Raw genomic sequence first — 21162 nt, 5'->3', positions numbered from 1 at the left:
CGCGGCGCCGGCGAGCAGCGGCGAGTAGCCGAGCACCAGCTGGAACTGCTGGGTGAGCACGAACAGACTGCCGGTGAGCGCGAACATCAGCACGGCCATGGTGCCGCTGGAGCCGAGGAAGCGGTGGTTGCGCACGATCGCCAGATCGATCATCGGATGCCGGGCGGTCTTCTGCCGCAGCATGAACAGGCCCATGACGACGACACCGCCGATGAGGCCGGCCAGCACCCGGGACGAGGACCAGCCGAAGCGCGGCTGCTCGATCACGCCGTACACCAGGGCGCTGATGCCCACGATGGACAGGACGGCGCTGAGCCCGTCGAGCGGGCGGGCGGCCGGGTCGGTGGACTCCGGTACCAGTGCGGTGGTGCCGAGCACGGCGACGGCGACCACGACGACGTTGACGAGGTAGAGCGAACCCCACCAGAAGTGTTCCAGCAGCACACCGCCGATCAGCGGTCCGGTCACGGCGCCCAGCGCGGTCACCGCGCCCCAGATGCCGATGGCCTTGGGCCGCTCGTCCTCGGAGAAGACGTGCACCAGGATGGAGAGGGTGCCCGGCATGAACGCGGACGCGCCGGCGCCCATCACCGCGCGGGCGGCGATGAGTTCCCAGGAGTGCGTGGAGAATGCGGCCGCCACGGAGGCGACGCCGAACAGCACGAGACCGGCGACGAGCAGCTTCTTGCGCCCGAACCGGTCCGAGAGGCTGCCGGTCAGCATCAGCAGACCGGCGAGCACGAGCGAGTAGGCGTCCACCATCCACTGCAAGTCACTGGTGCCGGCGTCCAGTTCTCTGGCCAGCGTGGGCAGCGCCACGTTGAGGATGGTCGAGTCGATCGACACCACGAACACCGCGACGGCCAGCACGGCGAGAATCGCCCACCTGCGCGGGTGTCCGCGACTGGCTCCCTTGTTTTCCACCACAACTCCTCACGTGCGGCACGGGAGCGCCGCTCGACGACGGTCTGTCGTCATGACGGTATGAGGGAGCGGAAACCGGAACAACGCGTGTGCGCGCGAATTAGGGGACCCCTATCTCCGGCGCCCGCCCCTGTCCTGGGACGCGCGGACACCCGCACCCCGTTCTACGGTGAATGCGGCGCGGCCACCGACACGGCCCGGGAAAGGGTACCGTCATGTCGTCACAACTACCCATGAAAGCTCATGATTTGACGTCACATCAGGCGGCGGTGTCGGAACCGGCGCGGATGCCGGCGCCGGCCGCGGTGCAGCTCGCTCTCCATGACGACCCCGGCCGTCTCCTCGCGGACCTGCTGCCGGCACAGGGGCCCGGCGCGCCGGACGACGGGACGCTCGCCGTCACCCGGACCTTCGTGTGCGACCCGCCGTTCTTCGGCGGCGGCGACATCGGGCGGCTCGCGGTGTGCGGCACGGTCAACGCCCTGGCGGCCCGGGGCGCCGAGCCCCGCGCGCTGACCCTGGGCCTGACCGCCGAGGCCGGACTGCCCCGGGACAGGCTGCGCCAACTGGCCGATTCGGTGCGGCATGCGGCGGCCGAGGCGCGGGTCACGGTGGTCGATGTGCACGGCCGGATGGTGCGGGCCGGGGACGCGGACCAGGTGTACGTGACGGCCACCGCCCTCGGCACGGCCGGGCGGTACCGGCCCCCCGGCCCCGGCGCCGCCCGGCCCGGCGACCACATCGTGGTGACCGGGCCGCTGGGCGACCACGAGGCCCATCTCCTGTCGCTGCGCGCGGGCTTGGGCTACGAGCACCACGTCGACGGCGGCTGCGCGCCGCTCTGCGACCTGATCGCCCTGGCCCTCGCCACCGCCGGCCCGGGCCTGCGCACGGTCCGCGAACCGGCCGAGGGCGGACTGGCCACGGTTCTCACCGAGGTGGCGACGGAGGCCCGGCTCACCGCCCGGATCGAGGAACCGGACCTGCCCGTGCGGCGGATCACCCGCCTCGCCCTCGACGACCTCCACCGCACCCCCTGGTCGGCCGCGAGCCCCGGCACCCTCTGCCTCGTCGTGGCCCCCGAGGTGTCCCCCGCCCTGCTCACCGCCCTGCGCGGCCGGCCCCGCGCGCGTCGGGCCGCCGTGGTGGGCACGCTGCACCGGGAAGCGGAACACCGCCTCGTCCTGCGCGCCGGGGACGGCACGACGCGGCCGGTGCGGGCCGGGGAGGTGGGGGCCGCGCGGGTGCTGTGACGCCCATGGCCGGCGGCGGAACCGGGTGGGCGGCCCGCCGGTCAGGGGCGCGCCGGGACGCCCGCGGGGCGGTGGCCGCGCAGGGACAGGGTGCCGGCGACCGTGGCGAGGAGCGGCAGCAGCGCCAGGCCGAGGAGGATGCCGAAGCGGGCGGTGCCGCTCTGGTGGACGGTGTGCCCGGCGGCGGAGACATAGCCGGACGCGGCCAGCACCAGTCCGTAGCCGAAGGGGGCGAGGGCCAGCCCGACCGCCTCCCCGGTGGCGAACACCCCCGACAGCAGTTCGCCGCGGTCACCGCCGGCGGCGGCCTCCTCGGCGACACAGCCCGGCAGCAGGCCGTACAGGAAGACGAGCTGGCCCGCGTGCCCGGCGCCGGCCAGCAGCATCGCGGCGAGCAGGAACCCGGGGGCCACCACGGGCGCGGCGAGGAAGCCGAGGCAGCCGGCCGCGAACAGGGCACCGGCCAGCGCGTAGGCCCGCCGCGTGCCCACGCGGGCGCCGAACCGGGCCCACAGCCGCGCGGCGAGCAGGTCCGGCAGGACGAACACCACCACCAGGGCACTGGTCAACGCCGGATCACCGAGCACCTGCCGCGTGGCGTACGGCACCCCGGCCAGCAGCACTCCGGTGGCCAGCGACTGCGCGGCCGCCGCACCGAGCAGGGCACGGAAGGGGCGGTTCGCCAGGATCTCCTTGACCGTCGGCCGCACGGGGGCGGCCGTCAGGGGCGTCCGAACGGCGGCGGACGACGGAGCCCGGCGCGCGCGGGCGACGGGCCGCCCGGCGGGCGTGCGGCGCATGGCCAGGGCCACGCCCAGCGTGCCGAGAGCGATCACCGCCGCGCCGAAACAGCCCGCCCAGCGGTATCCGGACGACGGGCCGCCGGACGACACCAGCGCGGGACCCGCCGCGCCCACGGCGAGCGCCGCCACTCCCAGGCCGGCCACCCGGCCCGCGGCCAGGCGGAACCGATCGGCCGGGCCGGTGGCGAGATCGGCGGGCAGCGCGGCGTAGGGGACCTGGAAACAGGCGAACGCGGTGGCCGTCAGCAGGAAGCCCGCCTCCGCGCAGTACGCGCCGCCCGTGCCCGGCACCACCGAGGCGAACATCAGCGCGCAGGCCACCGCCATCGCCGCGCCGCCGTACCGGATCAGCCGCCGGCGCGCCCGGGCTCCACGGGCGTACCCGCCCACCAGCGGATTGACCACCGCCGCCCACAGCTTGGGGACGAGCACGGCCGCCCCGGCGAGGGCCGCGCCGACGCCGAGCGTGTCGGTGAGGTACGGCAGGAGCAGCAGCCCCGGCAGGGTGGTGAACGTACCCGAGAGCAGGGCCCCGGCGCCGTAACCGGCCACGACCGGGCCGGAGACGGTCCGCACGGACCCGGCCCGGCCGGGGACGCCTCGCCCCGGGGCGGCGGCCCCCGGCGCACCGGGGCGGCGCTCACCGGCCGTGGTGCGCTCCGGCACTGCGGACGTGGTCATGGTCTGTCCCCTTCGTCGACCGCGGACGGCCCGTCGGCCGGACGGGGGATCGAAACCGGCCGACGGGCCCCGCCCATCGTGCGGACCCCGCCCTGAGATTCGCTAAAGGCGAGCCGGGCACCCCTGCACGGACCCGCCGGGCGCCCCCCTCGCACCGCAGTTGCGGTCATGCAACTTGCTGCCATCGGGCCGCGCTGGCCTCCGCCCGGACCGTTTCGCACGCTGGACGGCAGGCGTGTTCGAAGGGCAGCCAGGGGGGACACATGACGGAATCCATGACGGTGAGACGCGGCGCGGACACCCATGCCGGCGAGCCGTCCGAGACGGCTCCGTTCGGCACCGCCCGCCACCTCATCCACTGCCCGGTCTCGTGGGGCAACTGCCTGGACACTCCCGGCCTCGGCGAAGAGCACTTCGTGCTCGCCGACCGCCTCCCACGGGACCACCCGCTGTTCAACGACGGTCCCGCGCACTTTCACGACATGCAGGTCGTCACCGAATCCGTCCGGGAGATCGGCGAGTTCGTCGGCCACCGCTATTTCGGTGTCCCCACGGAGCGCACCGGCCTCTTCTACCGGTACGACCTGCGCCTCACCGACCTCGCCCCCTGGCGCGCCCGCCCGGGCGGCGGCTCCCGGCTCAGTACGCGACTGCGGGCCGTTCCCACGCATGTCGTCAACGGCATCCCGCGAGGGGTGGAGTTCCACACCGAGGTGAGCATCGACGGGACACCGTGCGCGGTCGGCTCCGCGAGCCTCGTCTTCCTCACGCCCGCGCTCTACCGCAACCAGCTCGCCTTCGCGCAGCCCGGCCGGACCGCCCCCGAGGAACACGGCCGTGCGGCGGTCACGGTCCCCCCGACGGCCGCGCACCGGGTGCCCGCCGCCGAGGTGGGCCGCGCCGACGCCGGGAACGTGCTGGTGAGCGACCCCGAGCGGCTGCCCTCGGGCCGGCTGTCCACCTGGGTGCGCACGCAGCACGTCGCCCCGGTGTTCACGGGCCGGGAGGGGCGACTGGCCGGACTGCACGTCCTGGAGGCGCTGCGGCAGAGCGCGCTGCTCTCGGCCGGCCGACGGCACGGACTGGCCTCCGCGCGCTGCACGCTGGCCGCCTCACGGGTCCACTTCCGCGGCTCGGCGGACGCGGGACCGCCCTTGCGGTGCGTCGCCGTAGCGGGTGAGGTCGAACCCGATCCGGACGGCCGGGCCCGGGTGCCGGTGACCCTGACGCTCACCCAGGGACGCAAGGCCGTCGCGGAGGCGACCGCCGTCGTGGTGCAGGATCTCTGAGGGGCCGGGAGATGAGGTTCCGGATCCTGGGCCCGCTGGAGATCACGGGCGATCCGGACCCGGGCTCCGCGGGTCCGCGCCCGCTCGGCGCGCCCAAGCCGCGCACGGTGCTCGGCGCCCTGCTCACCCGCCCCGGCGGTGTGGTCTCCGTCGACGAGCTGATCGACGAGCTGTGGCCGGACGGGCCGCCGCGCACCGCGCTGACCACGCTGCACGTGTACGTCTCGCAGATCCGCAAGACGCTGGCCGCGGCGAGCCCCCGCGAGGGCCGCGCGCTGCTGGTCACCCAGCGGCCGGGCTATGTGCTGCGCGTGGACCCCGAGGACATGGACGCGACGGTGTTCGAGCGGCTGCGCGGGCCCGCCCGGCGGGCCCTGGCCGAGGGCGACGTCGGCCGTGCGGCGGAGCTGGCGCGCCGCGCGGACGCGCTGTGGCGTGGCCCGCTGCTGGCCGGTACGCCGCACGGCCCGCTGCTGCGCGCCGCCGCGGCCCGCCTGACCGAGGTTCGCCTCGAGGTGACGGAGCTGCGCCTGGAGGCCGAGCTGCGCCTTGGCCATCACCATGAAGTCCTGCCGGACCTGCGCGCGTTGACGACGCGGCACCCGTTGCGCGAGGAGTTCCACGCCCAGTTGCTGACCGCCCTCGCCCACACCGGGCGGCACGCGGAGGCGCTGGAGGCGTACGCCCGTCTGCGCGGCCTGCTCGCGGAGGAGCTGGGCACCGAACCCGGCGCCCGCCTGCGCGCCCTGCACCAGCGTCTGCTGCGGGAGGGGGGCGCGGAAGACGGGGTGCCGGAACCGCCCGTGCGAACGCTCCCGGGCCCGCGGGAGTGGCCGCCCCCCGTACCGCCCGCCCTTGACGGCGAGCTGATCGGCCGGGACGAGGAGAGCGAGACGGTGGAACGGCTCGTGCGAGGCGCCGCGCCCGGTGCCTGGACGGCCGTCACCGGGCCCGTGGGCGCCGGCAAGACGGCCCTCGCACTGGCCGTGGCACACCGGGTGGCCGACGCCTTTCCGGACGGGGTGCTGTTCGTGGACCTGCGCCCCACCGCCGGTCCCCGTACGGCCCCGGAGGCCGCGGCCCAGCTGCTGCGCCTGGCCCGCTCCGGCCCGACCGGAGCGGCCGGCCCGGCCCCGGACCGTCCCGGCCCCGACCCGGTCGCCGCGCTGCGTGCCCTCACCGCCCGCCGGCGGCTGCTGCTGGTGCTGGACGGCGCCGGTTCCCTCGCCCAGGTGCGGCCCCTGCTGCCCACGGCTCCCGGCAGCACCGCGCTGGTGACCGGACGGCTCGCGGCGGCCGGAGCGCGGGTGGTGCCGCTGGGGCCGCTGGGGCGACTGGCCGTACGACGGATGCTGCCCGGCGTCCCGCCCGACATCGCGGACCGCGTCGGCGAGTTGTGCGGTGGGCTGCCGCTGCCGCTGCGGGCCGCCGCGCTCGCCCTCACGGCCCGCCCGCACTGGGACGGCGTGACCCTGCTCGCCCGGCTGCGCGAGGAGGCCACCCGCCTCGACGTACTCGGCGCCGGTGAACCCGACGTACGCGCGCGCCTGCTCGGGGCGTACGACGAACTCCCGGCCGAACAGCGCCGGGCGCTGCGGCTGCTGGCGCTGCTGCCGCGCGGGGAGTTCGGCAGCGGCGCGGCGGCGGCCGTACTGGATCTCGGGCGCCATCCGGCCACGCTGCTCCTGGACGCCCTCGCCGACCGCCAGTTCCTCCTCGCGCACGGCCCGGAGACCTATCTGCTGCCGGAGCCGGCGCGGCTGCTGGCCGCCGATCGGCTGCGGACCCTGGAACCCACGGACTCGGTGCGCGCGGCGACCGTCCGGATGTGCGAGGCGTACGCGGCGGCGGCCGCGGCACCGGGCGGCGCCCCGCGCACCGTCGCACGGACCCGCGAACTGGCCGGGGTGCTGCGCACGGCGCACGCGGCGGGCCGGTGGTCCACCGTACTGCGGCTCGCCGAGGCGCTCACCGCGCCGCTGGAACGCACCGCCGACTGGGCCACCTGGGAGACCGCCCACACGCTCGCGCTGGACGCGGCCGAGCGTCTCGGTGACCGGCGCGCGCGGGCCCGGCTGCTGACCTCGCTGGGTGATCTGGCCTGGCAGCAGCGCGACGACGAGCGCGCCGCCGAGCGCTACGGCCGGGCGGCCGAGATCGCGGCCGGCCCCGGCCTCGCGGACGAACGGGCCCGCGCCCTGGCCGGCCTCGCCGAACTGCGCCTGGAACACGGCGATCCGGACCGGGCCGCCGCGCTGCTGGGCGTGGCGCCCGAGTCCGGGGGCGCGGTGGGCCGGTACGAGGTGCAGCGGGTGCGGGCGCTGGTGGCGCTGCAAACGGGGGGCGGGCGGGCCGCGGCCGGGCCGCTCACCGAGTGCGTGACCCTCGCCGCCGCCCTGGGCGACCGCCGTCGCGAGGCGCACGCCCACCGCGCCCTCGGCGCCGTCCACGAGCCGCGCCGGAGCACCGAGGCGCACCGGAACTTCGAGGTGCGGCCCGGTGTCTGGCGGCTCGCCCCGCCCGGCCGCCCGGGACCGCCCCGACCATGAGGATGGACATGCTGCTGACCCACGGAGCACGGCCGGATGCGGCGCGCGCACACCGCCGGCCGGCCGACACCGACCTGATCGGACGGACGGAGGAACTGCACGTCCTCGATGAGTGGTTGCGCGATCCCGCCGTACGGCTGGTCACGCTGACCGGCGCGCCCGGCGCGGGCAAGAGCCGGCTGGCCGGGGCGGCCGCCGAGGCGGTGGCACCGGCGCGTACGGGGAGCACAGCCGGTTCCGGTGCGGTCCCCCGCGCGGGCGTCATCGCGGTCGTGGACTGCGATCCGGCGGACCCGGGCGCGGCGGTGGCCGCCTCGGTGCGCGCCGGCGCGGCGGGGGGCGGCCGGGTGCTGCTGCTCCTGGACGGCTGCGACCACGAGGCCCGGCCGGCACCCGTGGACGTGACGCGCCTGCTGGACACCGGCCCTGGTGTCGTCGTGCTCGCCACCGCCCTGGAGCCGCTCGGCGTCCTGGGCGAGCGGCTGTTCCCGGTGCACCCGCTGCCGGTACCCCCGGACGGGGAGTACGACGAGGACACCGATCTGGAGCGGCTGTGCGCGGTACCGTCGGTGGAGCTGTTCACGGTGTGCGCGGCGCGGGCCCGGCCGGGTTTCGCGGTGACCGAGGAGAACGGGCGGGCCGTCGCCGGGCTGTGCGCCCTGCTGGACGGGCTGCCCGCCGCGCTCGAACTGGCCGCCGCCCGCACCCGCTGGTACGAGCCCGCCACCCTGCTGTCCCGGCTGCGCGACCGCCCCGGCCAATTGCACGGCGGCCCGGCCGGCGCCCCGGAACGGCACCGCTCGCTGACGGCGCTCGCCGAGTACGGCTGCCGCGGGCTGCCCGACGCGGAACGTGCCCTGCTGGACCGGCTGTGCGTGTACCGGCCGGGGTTCGGCACGCATGCCCTCGAACGGGCGGACGAACCGGCCGTCGACGGCCTGCTGGACCGGGGCGTCCTCGCGCTGACCGACCGCGCCGGGGCGGAGCCGCGGTACGCGGTGCGCGAGCCGTTCCGCTCGTACCGGGGGGCCGCGCTGGAGGGGCGCGGGGAGCTGACGACGGCCCGGGACGAGCACGCCGAGCGCTACCACCGTCTGGTGACGGCGGCGGCGCCCCGGCTGGCCGGCACCGAACAGGCGCGCTGGCTCGCCGTACTGGGCGCGGAGACCGCCAATGTCCTGGCCGCGCTGGAGCACTCGCACGCGCGCGGCGCGACGGAGCGAGCGGCGACGCTGGTCCTCGGCTGCCGGCAGATGTGGCCGGCGCGGGGTCTGCTCCGGGAGGGCGTGGCCTGGTGCGACCGGCTGGCGGCGGGGGTGCCGCAGGCGGCGGCGGTACGGCTGAACGACCTGGGCGGCGAGCTGACGGCGGCTCTCGGCGATCCCGTCGAGGCGGTGCGCCGGCACCGTACGGCGCTGGCGGACGGCAAGCGGCTGGGCGACCGCGGGCTGAGCGCGCGGATCACCGCCCACCTGGGCGCGGCCCTGCTCGCCACGGGCGACGCGCCCGGCGCGCTGGCCTCGCTCGAACCCGCGGTGGCCGCCCTGGAAGCCGTCGGCGCCGCCGGCCCCGCGGCCCGCGCCACCACCACGCTGGCCGCGGCGCAGCACGCCCTCGGCCACTCCCGGCGGGCCGCCGACCTCCTCGACCGGGGCACCGCCGCCCTGCGCCGCCTGGGCGATCTGCGCGGCCTGACCGAGGCGCGGTACGTCGCCGCGCTCCTCGCCATGAGCTCGCCCGACAGGCCGGACCCGGACGAACCGGCCGCCGACGCGGCCCTGCGCGAGGCGCTGGAACTGTGCCGGGACACCGTCGACCTGAGCGTCCTGCCGCGGCTCGCCGAGGAGTTCGCCCTGCTGGTGCTGCGGCGTACTCCCGCGCAGCAGCCCCGGGTGGTCCGGCTGATCACCGCCGCCCGGACGCTGCGCCGGCGTACCGGGTCCACGCCCCCGCCCGCGCACCGGGCCGCGCTGGAGGAGGCACTGACGGGCATCCGTTCCCGGCTCGGCTGGTCCCCGTACGCCCTGGCCGGCGCCGAAGGCCGGGCCCTCGACGCCACCGGCCTGATCGCCGAGGCCCTTTCCGCTCCCCCCGCGCCCCCCGGCAAGGCCACCGGCACGGGCGAGAAGCGTCTGACCGCCCGCCAGCTGCAAGTGGCCCTGCTCGTCTCGGAGGGCCTGACCAACCGCCAGATCGCCGCTCGCCTCGACCTCTCCGAGTGGACCGTGGTCAACCACGTCCGCCAGATCATGCGCCGCCTGGACTGCGCCTCCCGCGTCCAGGTCGCCTGGGCGATCGGGAAGTGGACGTGAACGCCTGCGGCGCGGCACGGTCGAAGGCGGCGGCCCCGCGGCCGGAAGCCGACGTGGTGCTCCCGGCTCCGGCCGACGAGGTGGCCCGGGCCTATCGGGTGCAGGGCTGGTGGCGGTCGGGGGAGACGTTCGCCACCGATCTGCGCCGGGGTGCCGCCCGGCACCCGCGGCGTGCCGCCCTCGTGCAGCACCATGCCCTCGCGCCCGAGGGGCGGCGCCTCACGGTGCTGAGTTACGGCCGGCTCGACCTGTATGTCGACCGGTTCGCCGGGGCGCTGGCCGCGCTCGGGGTGCGGCCGGGTGATCCGGTCGCGTACCAGTTGCCGAGCCGCTGGGAGACGGCCGCCCTGTTCCTGGCCTGTGTCCGGCTGGGCGCGGTGGCGGTGCCGGTGCTGCCCGGTTTCGGTGTGCGCGGTCTCGGCCAGGTCCTGGCCCTGTCGCAGGCGCGGGTGTGCGTCGTGCCCGATGTGTGGGAGGGCGTGCCGTACGCCGGACCGCTGGCCGCTCTCGCCGCCGAACTGCCCTGGCTGCGCCACCGGGTGGTGCTCGCCACCACGCCGGCGGACGTGCCGGCGGCGGCCTCCCGGACCGGGGCCGTGGACTTCGGCCCGCACTTCCTGCGCACCCCGCACGAACGCGGCCCCTACCGGCCCGCCGGCCGTCGGCTCGGACCGTGCGACCCGGCGGACCGCGTCTGCCTCCAGGTCGCGGTGCGGGGCCCCGGCGACGCCTGCTCCCTGGTCCTGCACTCGGCGAACACCCTGTACGCCGGCTGCCGCGCGCTGGCCGCCCCGGTGCCGCCCGGCACCGCGCGGCCGGACGAGGAGAGCCACCGCGTCTCCTACTCGGCGCTACCGCTGACCTCACTGGCGTCGATCCTGTTCACGGTGTGCCGGCCGCTCACGGTGGGCGGCACCGGCGTCCTCCAGGACGTATGGGCGCCGGGCAGCTGTCTGGACCTGCTGGCAGGCACCGGCGCGGGACACGCCTACGCGGCACCCGCGCAGTGGGCCGAGGTCGACGCGGAACAGCGGTGCGCGCCCCGCCCGTTGCCCCGGCTGCGACTGGTGCTTTCGGGCGGCCGCACCAGCACCCCGCCGGAGCTGCTGGCCGCGCTGCCGCAGACGCTGGGCGCGCCGGTGCGCGGGGTGTGGGGCGCGCCGGAGCTGGGGCTGGGCATCGTCGCCCGCGGGGACATCCCGGCGGAGCGGGCCGGGCGGAGCGACGGCATGCCGGTACCGGGCCTGGAGGTCTCCGCCCTCGCGGACCGTGCCGCGCGGACGGACGGGGAGGATCGGCTGCGGGTGCGTGGTCCCTCGGTGTGCCTGGGGGTACGACGGGAGGACGGGGGCGCGCCGGAGGCGACCTGGGGGCGGGCCGGCGGCTGGGTCGACGTCGGGGACCTGGCCCGGCCGGACGGCCTGGGCGGCGTCCATGTCACCGCGCGGGCGCACGGCCGTACCGGCGCGTTCTTCCTGGTTCCGGTGGACCGGCTGGAGGCCGCGCTGCACACCCACCCCGGGGTGCGGGAGGCGGTGGTCGTCCCGTGGACCGACGCCGAGGCGGGCGAACGCCCCTGCGCCGTCGTCGTACCCGCCGCCGAGGACGTGCCGCCGGCCCTGCCGGACCTGCGCGCTCATCTCACCGCGCAGGGCATCCCGGACGCGGCCCTGCCCAACCGGCTGGAGCTGGTCGGCTCCCTCCCCCGCGACGACCGCGGCCGGCTCCGCCGCGACGGTCTGCGCGGCTGGCTCGAACGCCTACGCCCCGGCCGCCCCCGCAGCACACCGTGACCGCTCACGCGCAGTGCGTGGCGCCCAGGTGCCAGGCCCAGGACGCCAGTTCGGCGTGCCAGTCGGAGGGGAGGCGCGCCGGGACCAGGGCACGGGCGGCGTCCTCGGCGAGTTCCCGGGTGCGGGCCTCGGCGGACCGGCGGCCCTCCGCGTCGAACAGTACGTCGCGCAGGAGTTCCGCCTCGTCGTCGTAGTCCGGCCCGCCGCTGAGGAAGCCGCGCAGCCGCCACGCCGCATGCAGTCGTACTCCGTACTCCGCGTAGACGTCGGCGAGTTCGGGCCGGCCCGCGAGCAACGCGCCAAGGCGCAAGGGGTGGTGGACGGCGTACGCGCCCGCCGCGCACCCCGGCGAACAGGCCAGCGCCAGGCACCCGGCCGGCCAGGGGTCGTCCTGGTACGCCGCCGCGGCGACCGTCGCCTCGTACGCCCCGAGCGCCCGCTGGGTGCGCAGGTTCTCCCACTCCCGGCGGGCCGCGCCGGACAGCGCGCGGGCGAGCCGGTCGGCGTAGCCGAACGCGAGGTCACCGGCGAGCACGGACGTGGTGTCGCCGAACCTGCGCGACTCTCCGCGCCAGCCGTTGCGCTCGTGCTCGGCGGCATGGCTGACGTGCAGCGTCGGCAGCCCCCGGCGCAGCGCGACGCCGTCGCGGGTATCGGCGCGGACGGCGAGGGCGGCGTCCAGCATCTCCAGGGACGCGGCCGTGTCCACGGCGCGGGCGGCACCGGGGTCGCCGCCCGCGGCCAGGTAGCCGGTGAGGAAGAGCCCGGCACGGACCCGGTCGTCCGCCGAGCGCACCACCGCGGCGACATCGCTGACCAACGAGGCCGACCGGTGGCCCGCGGCGGCCCAGCGCCGGTGCTCCTCCGTGAGGAGGCCGCCGATCCGCCGCTGGACGCGCTCCAGCATCCGGTCCCGTATCGCCATCCGGTCCGCATCCCGTCCCGTGTGCTGATGCGCCGTCATGTCACTGCCCCCTTCGCCGGCCGCTCCTTTCCTCAGCGTGCCCGGCGATGCCGTGGCGGGACCCGCGGCACCGGGACGTGGCGCGGAACGTACGCGCGGTGGCCGGGAGGGATGGCTGTCTCCTGCCGGGGACCGGCGACGCCCGCGGGCCCTTGCCATCCGCCTGCCATGCGCGCTTGCGCGCCCTCGGCCCTACGACCGCGCGTCATGCCTCGCTGAGCATCAGCTGGAGCTCCACCGGAAGCTGCCGGCGCGAGGTGACGCCCAGCTTGCGGTAGGCGCGGGTCAGATGCTGCTCGACCGTGCTGACCGTGATGAACAGCTTCCCCGCGATCTCCCGGTTGGTGTCCCCGTGCACGGCCAGCGCGGCGACGCGCCGTTCGGAGTCGGTGAGCTCGGCCAGACGCGCGCAGGAGGCCGACCGGGCGGGCAGGGCGACCGGCGCGGCGGGCGGGGCGGGGACCGGGCCGGCCGACTCCACGGTGTCCCGCAGCGGGTACGCCCCGCACTCGTCGGCCAGGTGCCAGGCGGTGCGGTTGACCATGGTGGCCCGGGCGGTCTCCCCGCACTCCAGCAGGGTGCGGCCGAACTCCGCCAAGGTGCGGGCGAGTTCGTACCGGTCGCCGGACCGGCGCAGCGCCTGCGTGGAGCGGTCGAGCAGCGTCTTGCGGCGCCGGGGTTCCTGAAGGGCGGCCCGCTGGCGCAGGGAGACGCCCTGCACCCAGGCGTCCGCGGCGTCGGGCAGCGCGAGTTGCTGGGTGACGAAGCGGTCCGCCTGCCGGGCCTCCCCGAGGCCGAGCAGCGCCTCGGCCGCGTCGGTGCGCCAGGGCAGGACGACCGGCCGGTCCAGCCCCCAGCCGCGCATCCGGCGGCCGATCTCCAGGAAGTCGGCGAGGGCCGCGTGACAGCGTCCCGCGGCCAGGTGGAACCGGCCGCGCGCCCGCAGGTACGCCAGCCCCGGGACGGTGGCGTGGCCGGACTCCGCCACGGGCCGGGCCAGTTCGGCGGCGGCCACATCGGCGCGGCCGCGCGCGAGCAGCACCTGCGCGAGGATGCCGGCGGTCCCGGTCACCACCGTGCTGCCGGCCGAGCGGGGCACCAGTTCCAGGGCGGTACGGGCGGCGGCCTCGGCGCCGGGCAGGTCGCCCTGCCGGAACAGTGCCTCGGCGTGCACGGTGCGCACCATCGCCGACCATCCGGGCGCGGCGCACTCCCGTGTCCGCTCGGCGAACTCCGCGCACCAGGGCAGCGCGCGGGCCGGGCCGCCGAGGTAGAGCAGGGTGCGCAGGGCGTGCAGCACCGGCTCGATGGCCGGACAACCGCCGAGCGCCGAACGCAACTGCGCCTCGGCGCCGGCGACGGCACCCCCGGCCCGCTCCTCCAGCCACCAGGGCCCGGCCCACACCGCGGCATCCCGTCGGCCCGGACGGCAGCCGTCCGTGAGGCCCCCGGTCTCCGCGGGGCCACCGCCGATGGCAGTGGTGGCCCCGCCCCCGGCGGAGCCGGCGGCCGCAAGAACCCGACTCGTGTCGAACCCGGCCCCCGCGCCACCGACGCGCCGGTCCCCGGCCCGCCCGGCCGTCGCACCGCCGAAGGCTCCGCTGCCGGCACGAGCGGCACCCGACTGCGCGGAGCGCCCGTACCAAGGGGGCGGCAGCTGCGCCGGAATGGCCACCCGGCCCGGGTTGGCACCGGCGTCCGGCACCGCATCCGCACCGGCCCCGGCCACCTCCGCATCCGCCCCGGCCTCGGCCGCCTCCGCGTCCTCACCCGAACCGGACCCGGTCCGGCCCCCGGCCGACGCGGTGTCCTCACGCGCCCCGGCCGCGGCCGCCAAATCCCGTGCCTCCCGAGCCTCGTCCAGACGGCCGTGCACCGCCAGCAGCCCGGCCAGTGTGTTCAGGTCGGTCGCGGTCAGATGGCCGGTCCTGGCCTCGGCCAGGAGGGCGGCGAGGCGCAGCTCGGCGTCCTCGGGGTCGATGCGGGCCGCGGCCTCCGCGGTGCGCAGGGTGTTGCCGGCCCGGCGGCGCGGGTCGGTGAACGAATCGCCCGCGAGGCGCAGGCAGTCCAGCGCGGTGCGGGGCTCGCCGGCGGCGAGGAGATACGCGGCGGCGCTCTGCAGCACCGGCACGGCCCATGGCTCCGGCACACCGCCCGCGGCGAGGAGCCGTTCGGCCACCGCGGTGGCCGGAGCGCCCTCACGGCGCAGGACGGCGGCGGCCCCCTGGTGCAGCGCGGCACGCTCCGCGGCGGGCAGGGCGTCGAGCACGGCGGCACGGGCCGCGGCGTGCCGGAAGCGGGCGGTCGAGGCGGTGCCGTCCAGCAGCCCGCCCTCGGCCAGCGCGTGCAGGACGGGGGCGACGGCAGCGGCCGGGCGGTCGAGCAGCGCGGCGACGGTCCCGGCCGAGGCATGTCCGTCCAGCGCTCCGGCGGCCCGCGCCACCGCTCCGGCCGCCGCCCCGACCCTCGCCACACAGGTGACCAGAGCCTGTGCGTAGGCGCCGTCGGACCGCGGCTCCAAAGCCCCGCCCCCGGCCGCGAAGTCCGCCAGCACCGCCCGCAGGAGCAGCGGGTTGCCGCCGGTCAACCGGTGGGCCAGCCGGCGGCTCGGGCCCTCGGTGATCCCGGCCTCGTCCAGCAGCGTGTCCACGCCGGCCGGGCTCAGCGGTGCCGCGCGCAGCCGGAACGACCCGGACAGACGCAGCAGTTCGGTCTCCAGCAGCGGGTCCGGGACGGTGGCGGGCAGGGCGCGGGCCAGGACCACCAGGATCCCGGCGCGCCGCGAACCACGGGCCAGGTGCAGCAGCTGCGTACGGGAGACGTCGTCGGCGTGCTGCCAGTCGTCCACGCAGATCAGGACCGGACCGCTCGCGCCCAGCCGCCGTACGGCCGCGCCGAACGACTGCGTGGACTCCCGCAGGGCACCCGGCACCCGGCTGACCGCCGCGGCGAGCAGACCGGGCGGCCCGCTCGCGGCGAGCTGGCCGAGCACGCCCAGCGGGAGCGCGTGTTCCTCGGCCGCCCCGGTGGCGCGCAGCACCACCCAGCCCCGCCCGGTCGCCCGGTCGATCGCCTCGGAGACCAGTTCGCTCTTGCCGCAGCCGACCGGGCCTTCCACCAGAACGACTCCGCCGTGTCCGGCCGCACAGTCGTTCAGCGCGGAATCCAGCGATTCAAGTTCCACTGCCCTTTCAACGATATTCACGCAGCATCCCCCCGCGATCACGCAATCACTTTGTCCGGGCATTCCGACCTTCGGCCGCCTGCCGGAAATACGTCATCCGAGAATTGTGTAATCCATTTTAGGAGAGTTCCGTTCACCGGACGGTGACCGGAACCTGCACGGCAGTAAATCGCGGGGCCGGCACAGCCCGGTTCCGGCCGCCCATGGCAAGGACATGGCAGGACCGGAGGGGCTTGCCCGTCGCTCCGGGGCAAGGGGCACCGCGCGGACCACCCGGTATGACAGCCGGCTGCCGTCCGCGCCCCCGTTCCGGCTCCCGTCGGCCCGCGCCGCGCCGTCGTCGCTCGCCCGTGGAGCCCGCCCGCTCGAAGGCTGGAACCAATCCCCCTACGGCCCCGAGCGAATCGAGGACTCCATGCTGGCCGAGCTGCTGCCGTCGACCGTCGCCGCGGTCGAGGTGCGGACCGATCCCGTCGACATCCCCCTCTTCCCGGAGGAGGAGGCGCATGTGCGCGACGCGGCACCCAAGCGGCGCGCGGAGTTCACGGCGGTCCGCTGGTGCGCCCGCCGCGCGATGGCCGGCCTGGGCCTGCCGGCGGCGCCGGTGGTGCCGGGGCGGCGCGGCGCCCCGGGCTGGGGTCCCGGGCTCGCCGGCAGCATGACGCACTGCGCGGGCTTCCGGGCCGCGGCCCTGGCCCGGCACAGGGACGTGCGCTCGCTCGGCATCGACGCCGAGCCGAACACGTCCCTGCCCGCGGGCATCCTGGAGGAGATCTCGCTGGGCCCGGAGCGGCGGCAGATCGCCGCCCTGCGGCACGCCCGACCGGAGATCGCCTGGGACCGGCTGCTGTTCAGCGCCAAGGAGTCCGTCTTCAAGACCTGGTACCCGACGACCGGTCTCGAACTGGGCTTCCATCAGGCCCTGATCACCTTCGACCCGGACCAGCGGGGCTTCCGGGCCCGGCTGCTCACGGCGGCGGCCGGTGACAGCGCGCCGCGTTCCTACACGGGCCGCTACGGCGTGGAGGGCGGCATTCTGGCCACCGCGATCGCTCAGCTGGCGCCCGCCCTCGTCCCGGCCTGAGCCCCGGCCGGCCGGATCAGGTCCAGCGGTCGTCACACGGGCTGACACCGTTCGCCGCCGCAGAGACGATCCGAGCACCCGGGCCGGCCGACACCGCGGCGCCGACCGCCACGTGGCCGGGTGCGGTCTGGGCACCGCCGACGGCAAGGACGGCCGCGGCGCACGCACCGAACAGAGCGGCGGTCACTGCAACCCGGCGACTACGAAAAGAAATCCCCACGACTTTCCCCCCATTTAACCAAGACCCGGCAATGAAACAGTAAACGGTGATGTTCGGGGATTCGAATCACCCCGCCCGTTCCTTGTCGCGTCCGCTTCCTTCCGACGGGCTTAAGACTGCCCTTCGTCACCCCTCACGACCAACCTGCCCACGGTGTCGTAAAGTTGCATGACAGGTAATTCGCCTGACCGGGGGGAGCTGGACTGGTGGCCGGAATCGAATATTCCGCCCTGGGTTTCGACGAGCTGGACGACTTGAGCGCGTCGGCGTACGGCCAAGCAGTGCGGCTGGGTCGCTTCGAACACGAGGCCATCGCCGCCCGGCTGGGCCTTTCCGCTCCCGAGGTCGAACGCGCCGAACAGACTCTGCGCCATCTGCGCCTGCTTCAGCCCATGCCCGGCGAGCCGACCGCGCTGGTACCGGTGGGCCCCGACGCGGCCGCCGCCGACCTGGTCGGCGCGGCCGAGCGCCAGGTGCGCGATCTCCAGCAGGCCATCACCGAGGTCCGCGCCAAACTGCTCTCGCTGACCCCGCTGTACTTCGAGGGCCGCCGCGAGCGAAACCGGCTCGAGGCGTTCGACCTCATCGCCGACGCCGCGCTCGTCCAGTCGATGATCGACGAGCGCCGTCAGCTGTGCCGCAGCGAGGTCCTCATGATCCAGCCCGGCGGCCCGCGCCCCTCCCAGGTGCTGCCCGCCGCCCGGGAGGCCGCCCAGGAACTGCTGGAGCGCGGGGTGCGTATGCGGACCCTCTACCAGCACACCGCCCGCAGCGACCTGCCCACCCGCGCCTACGTCCGGGACGTCACCGCGGCCGGCGCCGAGATCCGCACCGCCGACGAACTCATCGACCGGCTCTTCATATACGACCGTGAGATCGCCTTCCTGCCCGAACGCACCTCCTGCGGCGACCAGCCGCCCGGCGCCGCGGTGGTGCGCGAGCCCACGCTCGTCTCCTTCCTGTGCCAGGTCTTCGACTACCTCTGGGACAGCGCCACCCCCTTCGAACCGGACACCGGCAAGGCGCCCACCACCGGGGACGACGTGAAGCACTCGATCCTGCGGCTGATGTCGAAGGGCTACAAGGACGAAATGGTCGCCCGCCGGCTCGGCATGTCCGTGCGCACCTGCCGCCGGCACATCGCCGAGATCACCGAGGAGCTGGAGGCGACCAGCCGGTTCCAGGCCGGTTTCAACGTGGCCAGGTCCGGCATGCTCGACGGCCTCCTCGCCGAACAGCACGTCAGTCCCCCCGAGCCGGCGGGTCGTTGAGCGCCTCCTCGATCGCGTCCACGCAGTCCTGGTCCAGCATGGTGGCCACGTCCGTCTGGGCCGTCGTGCCGAACCCGGCGTCGTAGACGGCGGCGCTGACGCAGTACGCGTCGTCGATGACGAAGCTGCGAAAGCCCCACTCGTCGCCGGTGCCGACGGTCCCGTCCGGGCGCTGCACCTGCACCGGGCGGCCATCGGGGCCGAACCCGAACTCCGTGAAGCGGAAGTTCATGCCCTGCCCGATGGCCTTGCTGTACGCCTCCTTCAGAGTCCACAACCGCACCAGACTGGGGTTGCGCTCCCGCTCGTCCAGCATGGAGAGCGTGATCAGTTCGTACGGTGTGCAGACATGCCGGCCGAGACCGCCGCCGTACATCTGCCGGTCGACCCGCTCGGCGTCCACGCCGATCAGCCCGCGCGTGGTCAGCCCGACCAGCAGCACGTCAGCGGTATGGCTGAGACTGATGTCGATCTGGTCGTAGCCGCGTAAATACGGCCGCCCGGTGGGGCCGTAGGCCAGTTCCAGCTGCTCCGGGTCGCTGCGCAGCACAGCGCCGGCCGCGCATTTGAGCAGCAGCCGGGAAGCCGCGTAGCGGCGGCGCACATCCTCGTGGGTCAGCTCCAGATAGCGGGACCAGTCCCGGCCCAGCACCTCGCGCAACGCCACGTCCTGCGGGAGCTGCTCACCGAGCGCGGACAGCCGCGCCCACAGCAGCGCGGACCCGCTCTCCAGCAGATCCCGGCGGACCTGCTGCCACGCCGAGTCGCGGAAGTCCGCCACCTCCACCGGGACGGTCAGCGAAGGCCCGATCGCCGATCTCTGGGGGGCCGTCATGCCTGCTCCTTCACACACGCGTGGATGTCCCCGAATGTCCGCGCTGTCAGGAAAGGCTGTACGGACAGCCGCCGTCCGGTCTCTTCCTCCAGAACCGTGAGCAGGCGCAGCAACAGCACCGAGTCCCACTCCGGCACGTCCGCCAGCCGGGTGGCGGCGTCCCGTCCGCGCAGGTCGATGCAGCACTCATCATGAAGCAGTCGGAGAAAATCGTCGAGGCAGCCAAGATCCATTGACATTCTTTCCAGCCAGATTCGCGGTCATGCGGATGTGCGGGGGCACCGAAGGGAGTGCGGAGAGAACGTGCCGGTAGTGCGTGCCCCCGTGCGCGGGGGCACCGGGGGTGCGAGGGCCGCCGGGCTCTGTCTCGGTGAAGCCCAGTTCCGGGTAGAAGGAGCGGGCCGGCACGTTCTTGGCGGTCTCGGTGAAGCGGGCGCGCACCTCCCGGCAGCCGGTGGCACACGCCTCGGCGAGCAGGGCGGCGAGGCATGCCTGCTCGATGCCGCGGGCCAGCACCCGGCAGCTGAGCCAGACGTTCACCACCTCGGTCACAGGCCCGGTCCGCCGGGTCAGTACGGCACCCACCAGGCCGTGGGCGCCGAACCGGTCGGCGGTACGGGCCACCAGCAGCCGTTCGCCCCGGGCACCGCCGGCCGCGGCGGCGACCTCGGCCTCGGTCAGCCGGATGCCGGTCAGGTTGAACCGGTTGGTGCGCTGCGTGAGTTGGGCGGTCCGGGCGTACTCGTACGGCAGCGGCGGCCCGAAGTCGACGGTGGTCGCCAGGTCGGCAAGGTACTCCTCGGCACTCCCGGCGTCGCTGCGCAGCCGCTCCCGCCGCGCCTCGGCCCGGTACCGGCCGGGGCGCTCGCGGTCCTCCTCGGTGAGGCCCGGCTGGGTGAACCAGCCGTCACCCAGCAACCTCTCCGCGTGCAGGGCGGGTTCGTCGTCCAGGCGGACGACGGCCACCTCGGGCAGCGCGGCGCGGATCAAGGCGCACTCGGCCGGGGAGTCGTCGGCGAAGACCAGCGCGTCGGTACCGATCCCGGCCCGCGCGGCGATCTCCCGCAGCGCCTCGTCCTTGGGTCCCCAGCCGGCGGCGATGTGCACGAAGTCGTCCTCGGACACCCGCATGTCCGGGTGGCCCCGCAAAACCCGCCGCACGTCCTCGGGATCGTTGCGGCTGCTCACGGCGAGCAGCACCCCCTGGGCCCGCAGCTGGAGGGCCAGCCCCTGGAACGCCCCGAAAGCCTCCGCGCGCGATGTGCCCGCCGCGGCGATCCCGTCGGGGCCGTCCTCCGCCAGCACCCCGTCCCACAACGTGTGGTCGAGGTCCAGCACCAGGCACTTCCGCGTCCTGCCGGACAAGGACCGGGCCAGATGGCCGGCTTCCCGGGCGTACGCGGCGAGCAGCCCGGCGCCCAGGCGGGCACCGGCGTGGTGGGCCAGCCGGGCGTCGCACAGCGGACCGTCCGCGGCCAGCAGCGGATCGAGGTCGATCACCACGACGCCGTCGGACTCCTCCGGCAACCGCAGCAAAGCCGCGTTGAACTCCCGCCACAGCACGCCCAGCCGGGCCCGGGACCGCAGGTCCACCAGGCGCCGGCTCCACCCGGCGGGCAGCGGCAGGGTGTTGAGCACCAGCGTCCCGCCGAGCCGGGCACGGTGCCCGGCCACGACCGTGCGCAGCAGCTCCAGCACCTCCCCGCAGGCGCGCGCCACGTCGTCGGGGCACCAAGTGCCGGGGACCCGCTCGAAAACGGACTCGGCGTCGAGCAGGCACAGGGTCAACGCCGGGCGCAGCCCCTCGAACCGCCCGCCGGGAGCGGTCAGATCCGTTACGAACGCGCCGTGATCGCCGAGCACGGCCCGCAACGCCATTCCGTGTCGGGCGAGTTCGGCGGCGAGGGGATCGAGCACCGGAGCCACCGTGGACTGGCCGGTGACGGCCACGGTCAGTACGGGCACGCCGGGGTGGCGGGCCGCCACCCCGGCGTGCCCGT

At 75.7% G+C, this 21162-nt stretch carries 14 protein-coding genes; 7 read left to right on the top strand and 7 right to left on the bottom strand.

The features are described 5' to 3' along the window. Positions 1-924: MFS transporter (locus CCN72_RS22965; RefSeq protein WP_158101393.1), on the bottom strand; the 924-nt coding region annotated here is incomplete at its 3' end. Positions 925-1172: 248 nt separating this feature from the next. Here CCN72_RS22965 and CCN72_RS22960 point away from each other — a divergent pair. Beyond that, positions 1173-2177 carry a HypE family hydrogenase expression/formation protein gene (locus CCN72_RS22960; RefSeq protein WP_158101392.1) on the top strand — a complete coding sequence of 335 codons (1005 nt, stop codon included), beginning with the start codon at positions 1173-1175 and terminating at the stop codon, positions 2175-2177. Between the two features lie 41 nt (positions 2178-2218). Here CCN72_RS22960 and CCN72_RS22955 read toward each other — a convergent pair whose 3' ends face one another. After that, the gene (locus CCN72_RS22955; protein WP_086809155.1) at positions 2219-3661 is read right to left on the bottom strand and encodes an MFS transporter; all 1443 of its coding nucleotides are present in this window, start codon (positions 3659-3661) and stop codon (positions 2219-2221) included. 263 nt (positions 3662-3924) lie between these two features. On the opposite strand from CCN72_RS22955, the gene CCN72_RS22950 reads away from it, so the two are divergent. Genes CCN72_RS22950 through CCN72_RS22935 form a run of 4 tightly spaced genes read left to right on the top strand, consistent with a single transcriptional unit; the run spans position 3925 to position 11604 of the window. Beyond that, positions 3925-4950, top strand: coding sequence for an AfsA-related hotdog domain-containing protein (locus CCN72_RS22950; protein WP_086809153.1), 1026 nt, complete (start codon positions 3925-3927; stop codon positions 4948-4950). 11 nt (positions 4951-4961) lie between these two features. Next, positions 4962-7499, top strand: a complete 2538-nt coding sequence (locus tag CCN72_RS22945) for an AfsR/SARP family transcriptional regulator (protein WP_086809151.1) — start codon at positions 4962-4964, stop codon at positions 7497-7499. Between the two features lie 8 nt (positions 7500-7507). After that, on the top strand, positions 7508-9811 hold the full coding sequence (locus tag CCN72_RS22940; protein WP_086809164.1) for an ATP-binding protein: 2304 nt from the start codon (positions 7508-7510) through the stop codon (positions 9809-9811). Then, on the top strand, positions 9802-11604 hold the full coding sequence (locus CCN72_RS22935; protein ID WP_244174392.1) for an AMP-binding protein: 1803 nt from the start codon (positions 9802-9804) through the stop codon (positions 11602-11604). The genes CCN72_RS22940 and CCN72_RS22935 overlap by 10 nt, the downstream gene beginning before the upstream one ends. 4 nt (positions 11605-11608) lie before the next feature. Here the strand turns inward: CCN72_RS22935 and CCN72_RS22930 are convergent, their stop codons facing one another. Together CCN72_RS22930 and CCN72_RS22925 are read right to left on the bottom strand one after the other, a co-directional pair. Next, positions 11609-12568, bottom strand: a complete 960-nt coding sequence (locus CCN72_RS22930; RefSeq protein ID WP_086809149.1) for an isoprenoid biosynthesis enzyme family protein — start codon at positions 12566-12568, stop codon at positions 11609-11611. Between the two features lie 205 nt (positions 12569-12773). Further along, on the bottom strand, positions 12774-15815 hold the full coding sequence (locus CCN72_RS22925) for a helix-turn-helix transcriptional regulator (RefSeq protein ID WP_086809147.1): 3042 nt from the start codon (positions 15813-15815) through the stop codon (positions 12774-12776). 151 nt (positions 15816-15966) lie between these two features. Here CCN72_RS22925 and CCN72_RS22920 point away from each other — a divergent pair, with 151 nt between their 5' ends. Next, on the top strand, positions 15967-16836 hold the full coding sequence (locus tag CCN72_RS22920; protein WP_341868889.1) for a 4'-phosphopantetheinyl transferase family protein: 870 nt from the start codon (positions 15967-15969) through the stop codon (positions 16834-16836). Positions 16837-17262: 426 nt separating this feature from the next. Then, positions 17263-18327: a LuxR C-terminal-related transcriptional regulator gene (locus CCN72_RS22915; RefSeq protein WP_232988132.1), complete on the top strand. Its 1065-nt coding sequence runs from the start codon at positions 17263-17265 to the stop codon at positions 18325-18327. Here the strand turns inward: CCN72_RS22915 and CCN72_RS22910 are convergent. From CCN72_RS22910 to CCN72_RS22905, 3 genes are all read right to left on the bottom strand, one after another. After that, on the bottom strand, positions 18299-19162 hold the full coding sequence (locus tag CCN72_RS22910) for a 4'-phosphopantetheinyl transferase family protein (protein ID WP_086809144.1): 864 nt from the start codon (positions 19160-19162) through the stop codon (positions 18299-18301). The genes CCN72_RS22915 and CCN72_RS22910 overlap by 29 nt on opposite strands. Then, the gene (locus CCN72_RS38665; RefSeq protein WP_136100926.1) at positions 19159-19395 is read right to left on the bottom strand and encodes an acyl carrier protein; all 237 of its coding nucleotides are present in this window, start codon (positions 19393-19395) and stop codon (positions 19159-19161) included. Before CCN72_RS38665 ends, CCN72_RS22910 begins: the two co-directional genes overlap by 4 nt. Next, the coding region (locus CCN72_RS22905; RefSeq protein ID WP_107430141.1) for an HAD-IIIC family phosphatase at positions 19352-21162 on the bottom strand (1811 nt) is incomplete at its 5' end. The genes CCN72_RS22905 and CCN72_RS38665, both read right to left, overlap by 44 nt.

This window comes from Streptomyces murinus (assembly GCF_002154555.1).
Lineage (GTDB): Bacteria > Actinomycetota > Actinomycetes > Streptomycetales > Streptomycetaceae > Streptomyces > Streptomyces murinus.
This window is presented reverse-complemented; position numbering and strand designations above follow the sequence as displayed.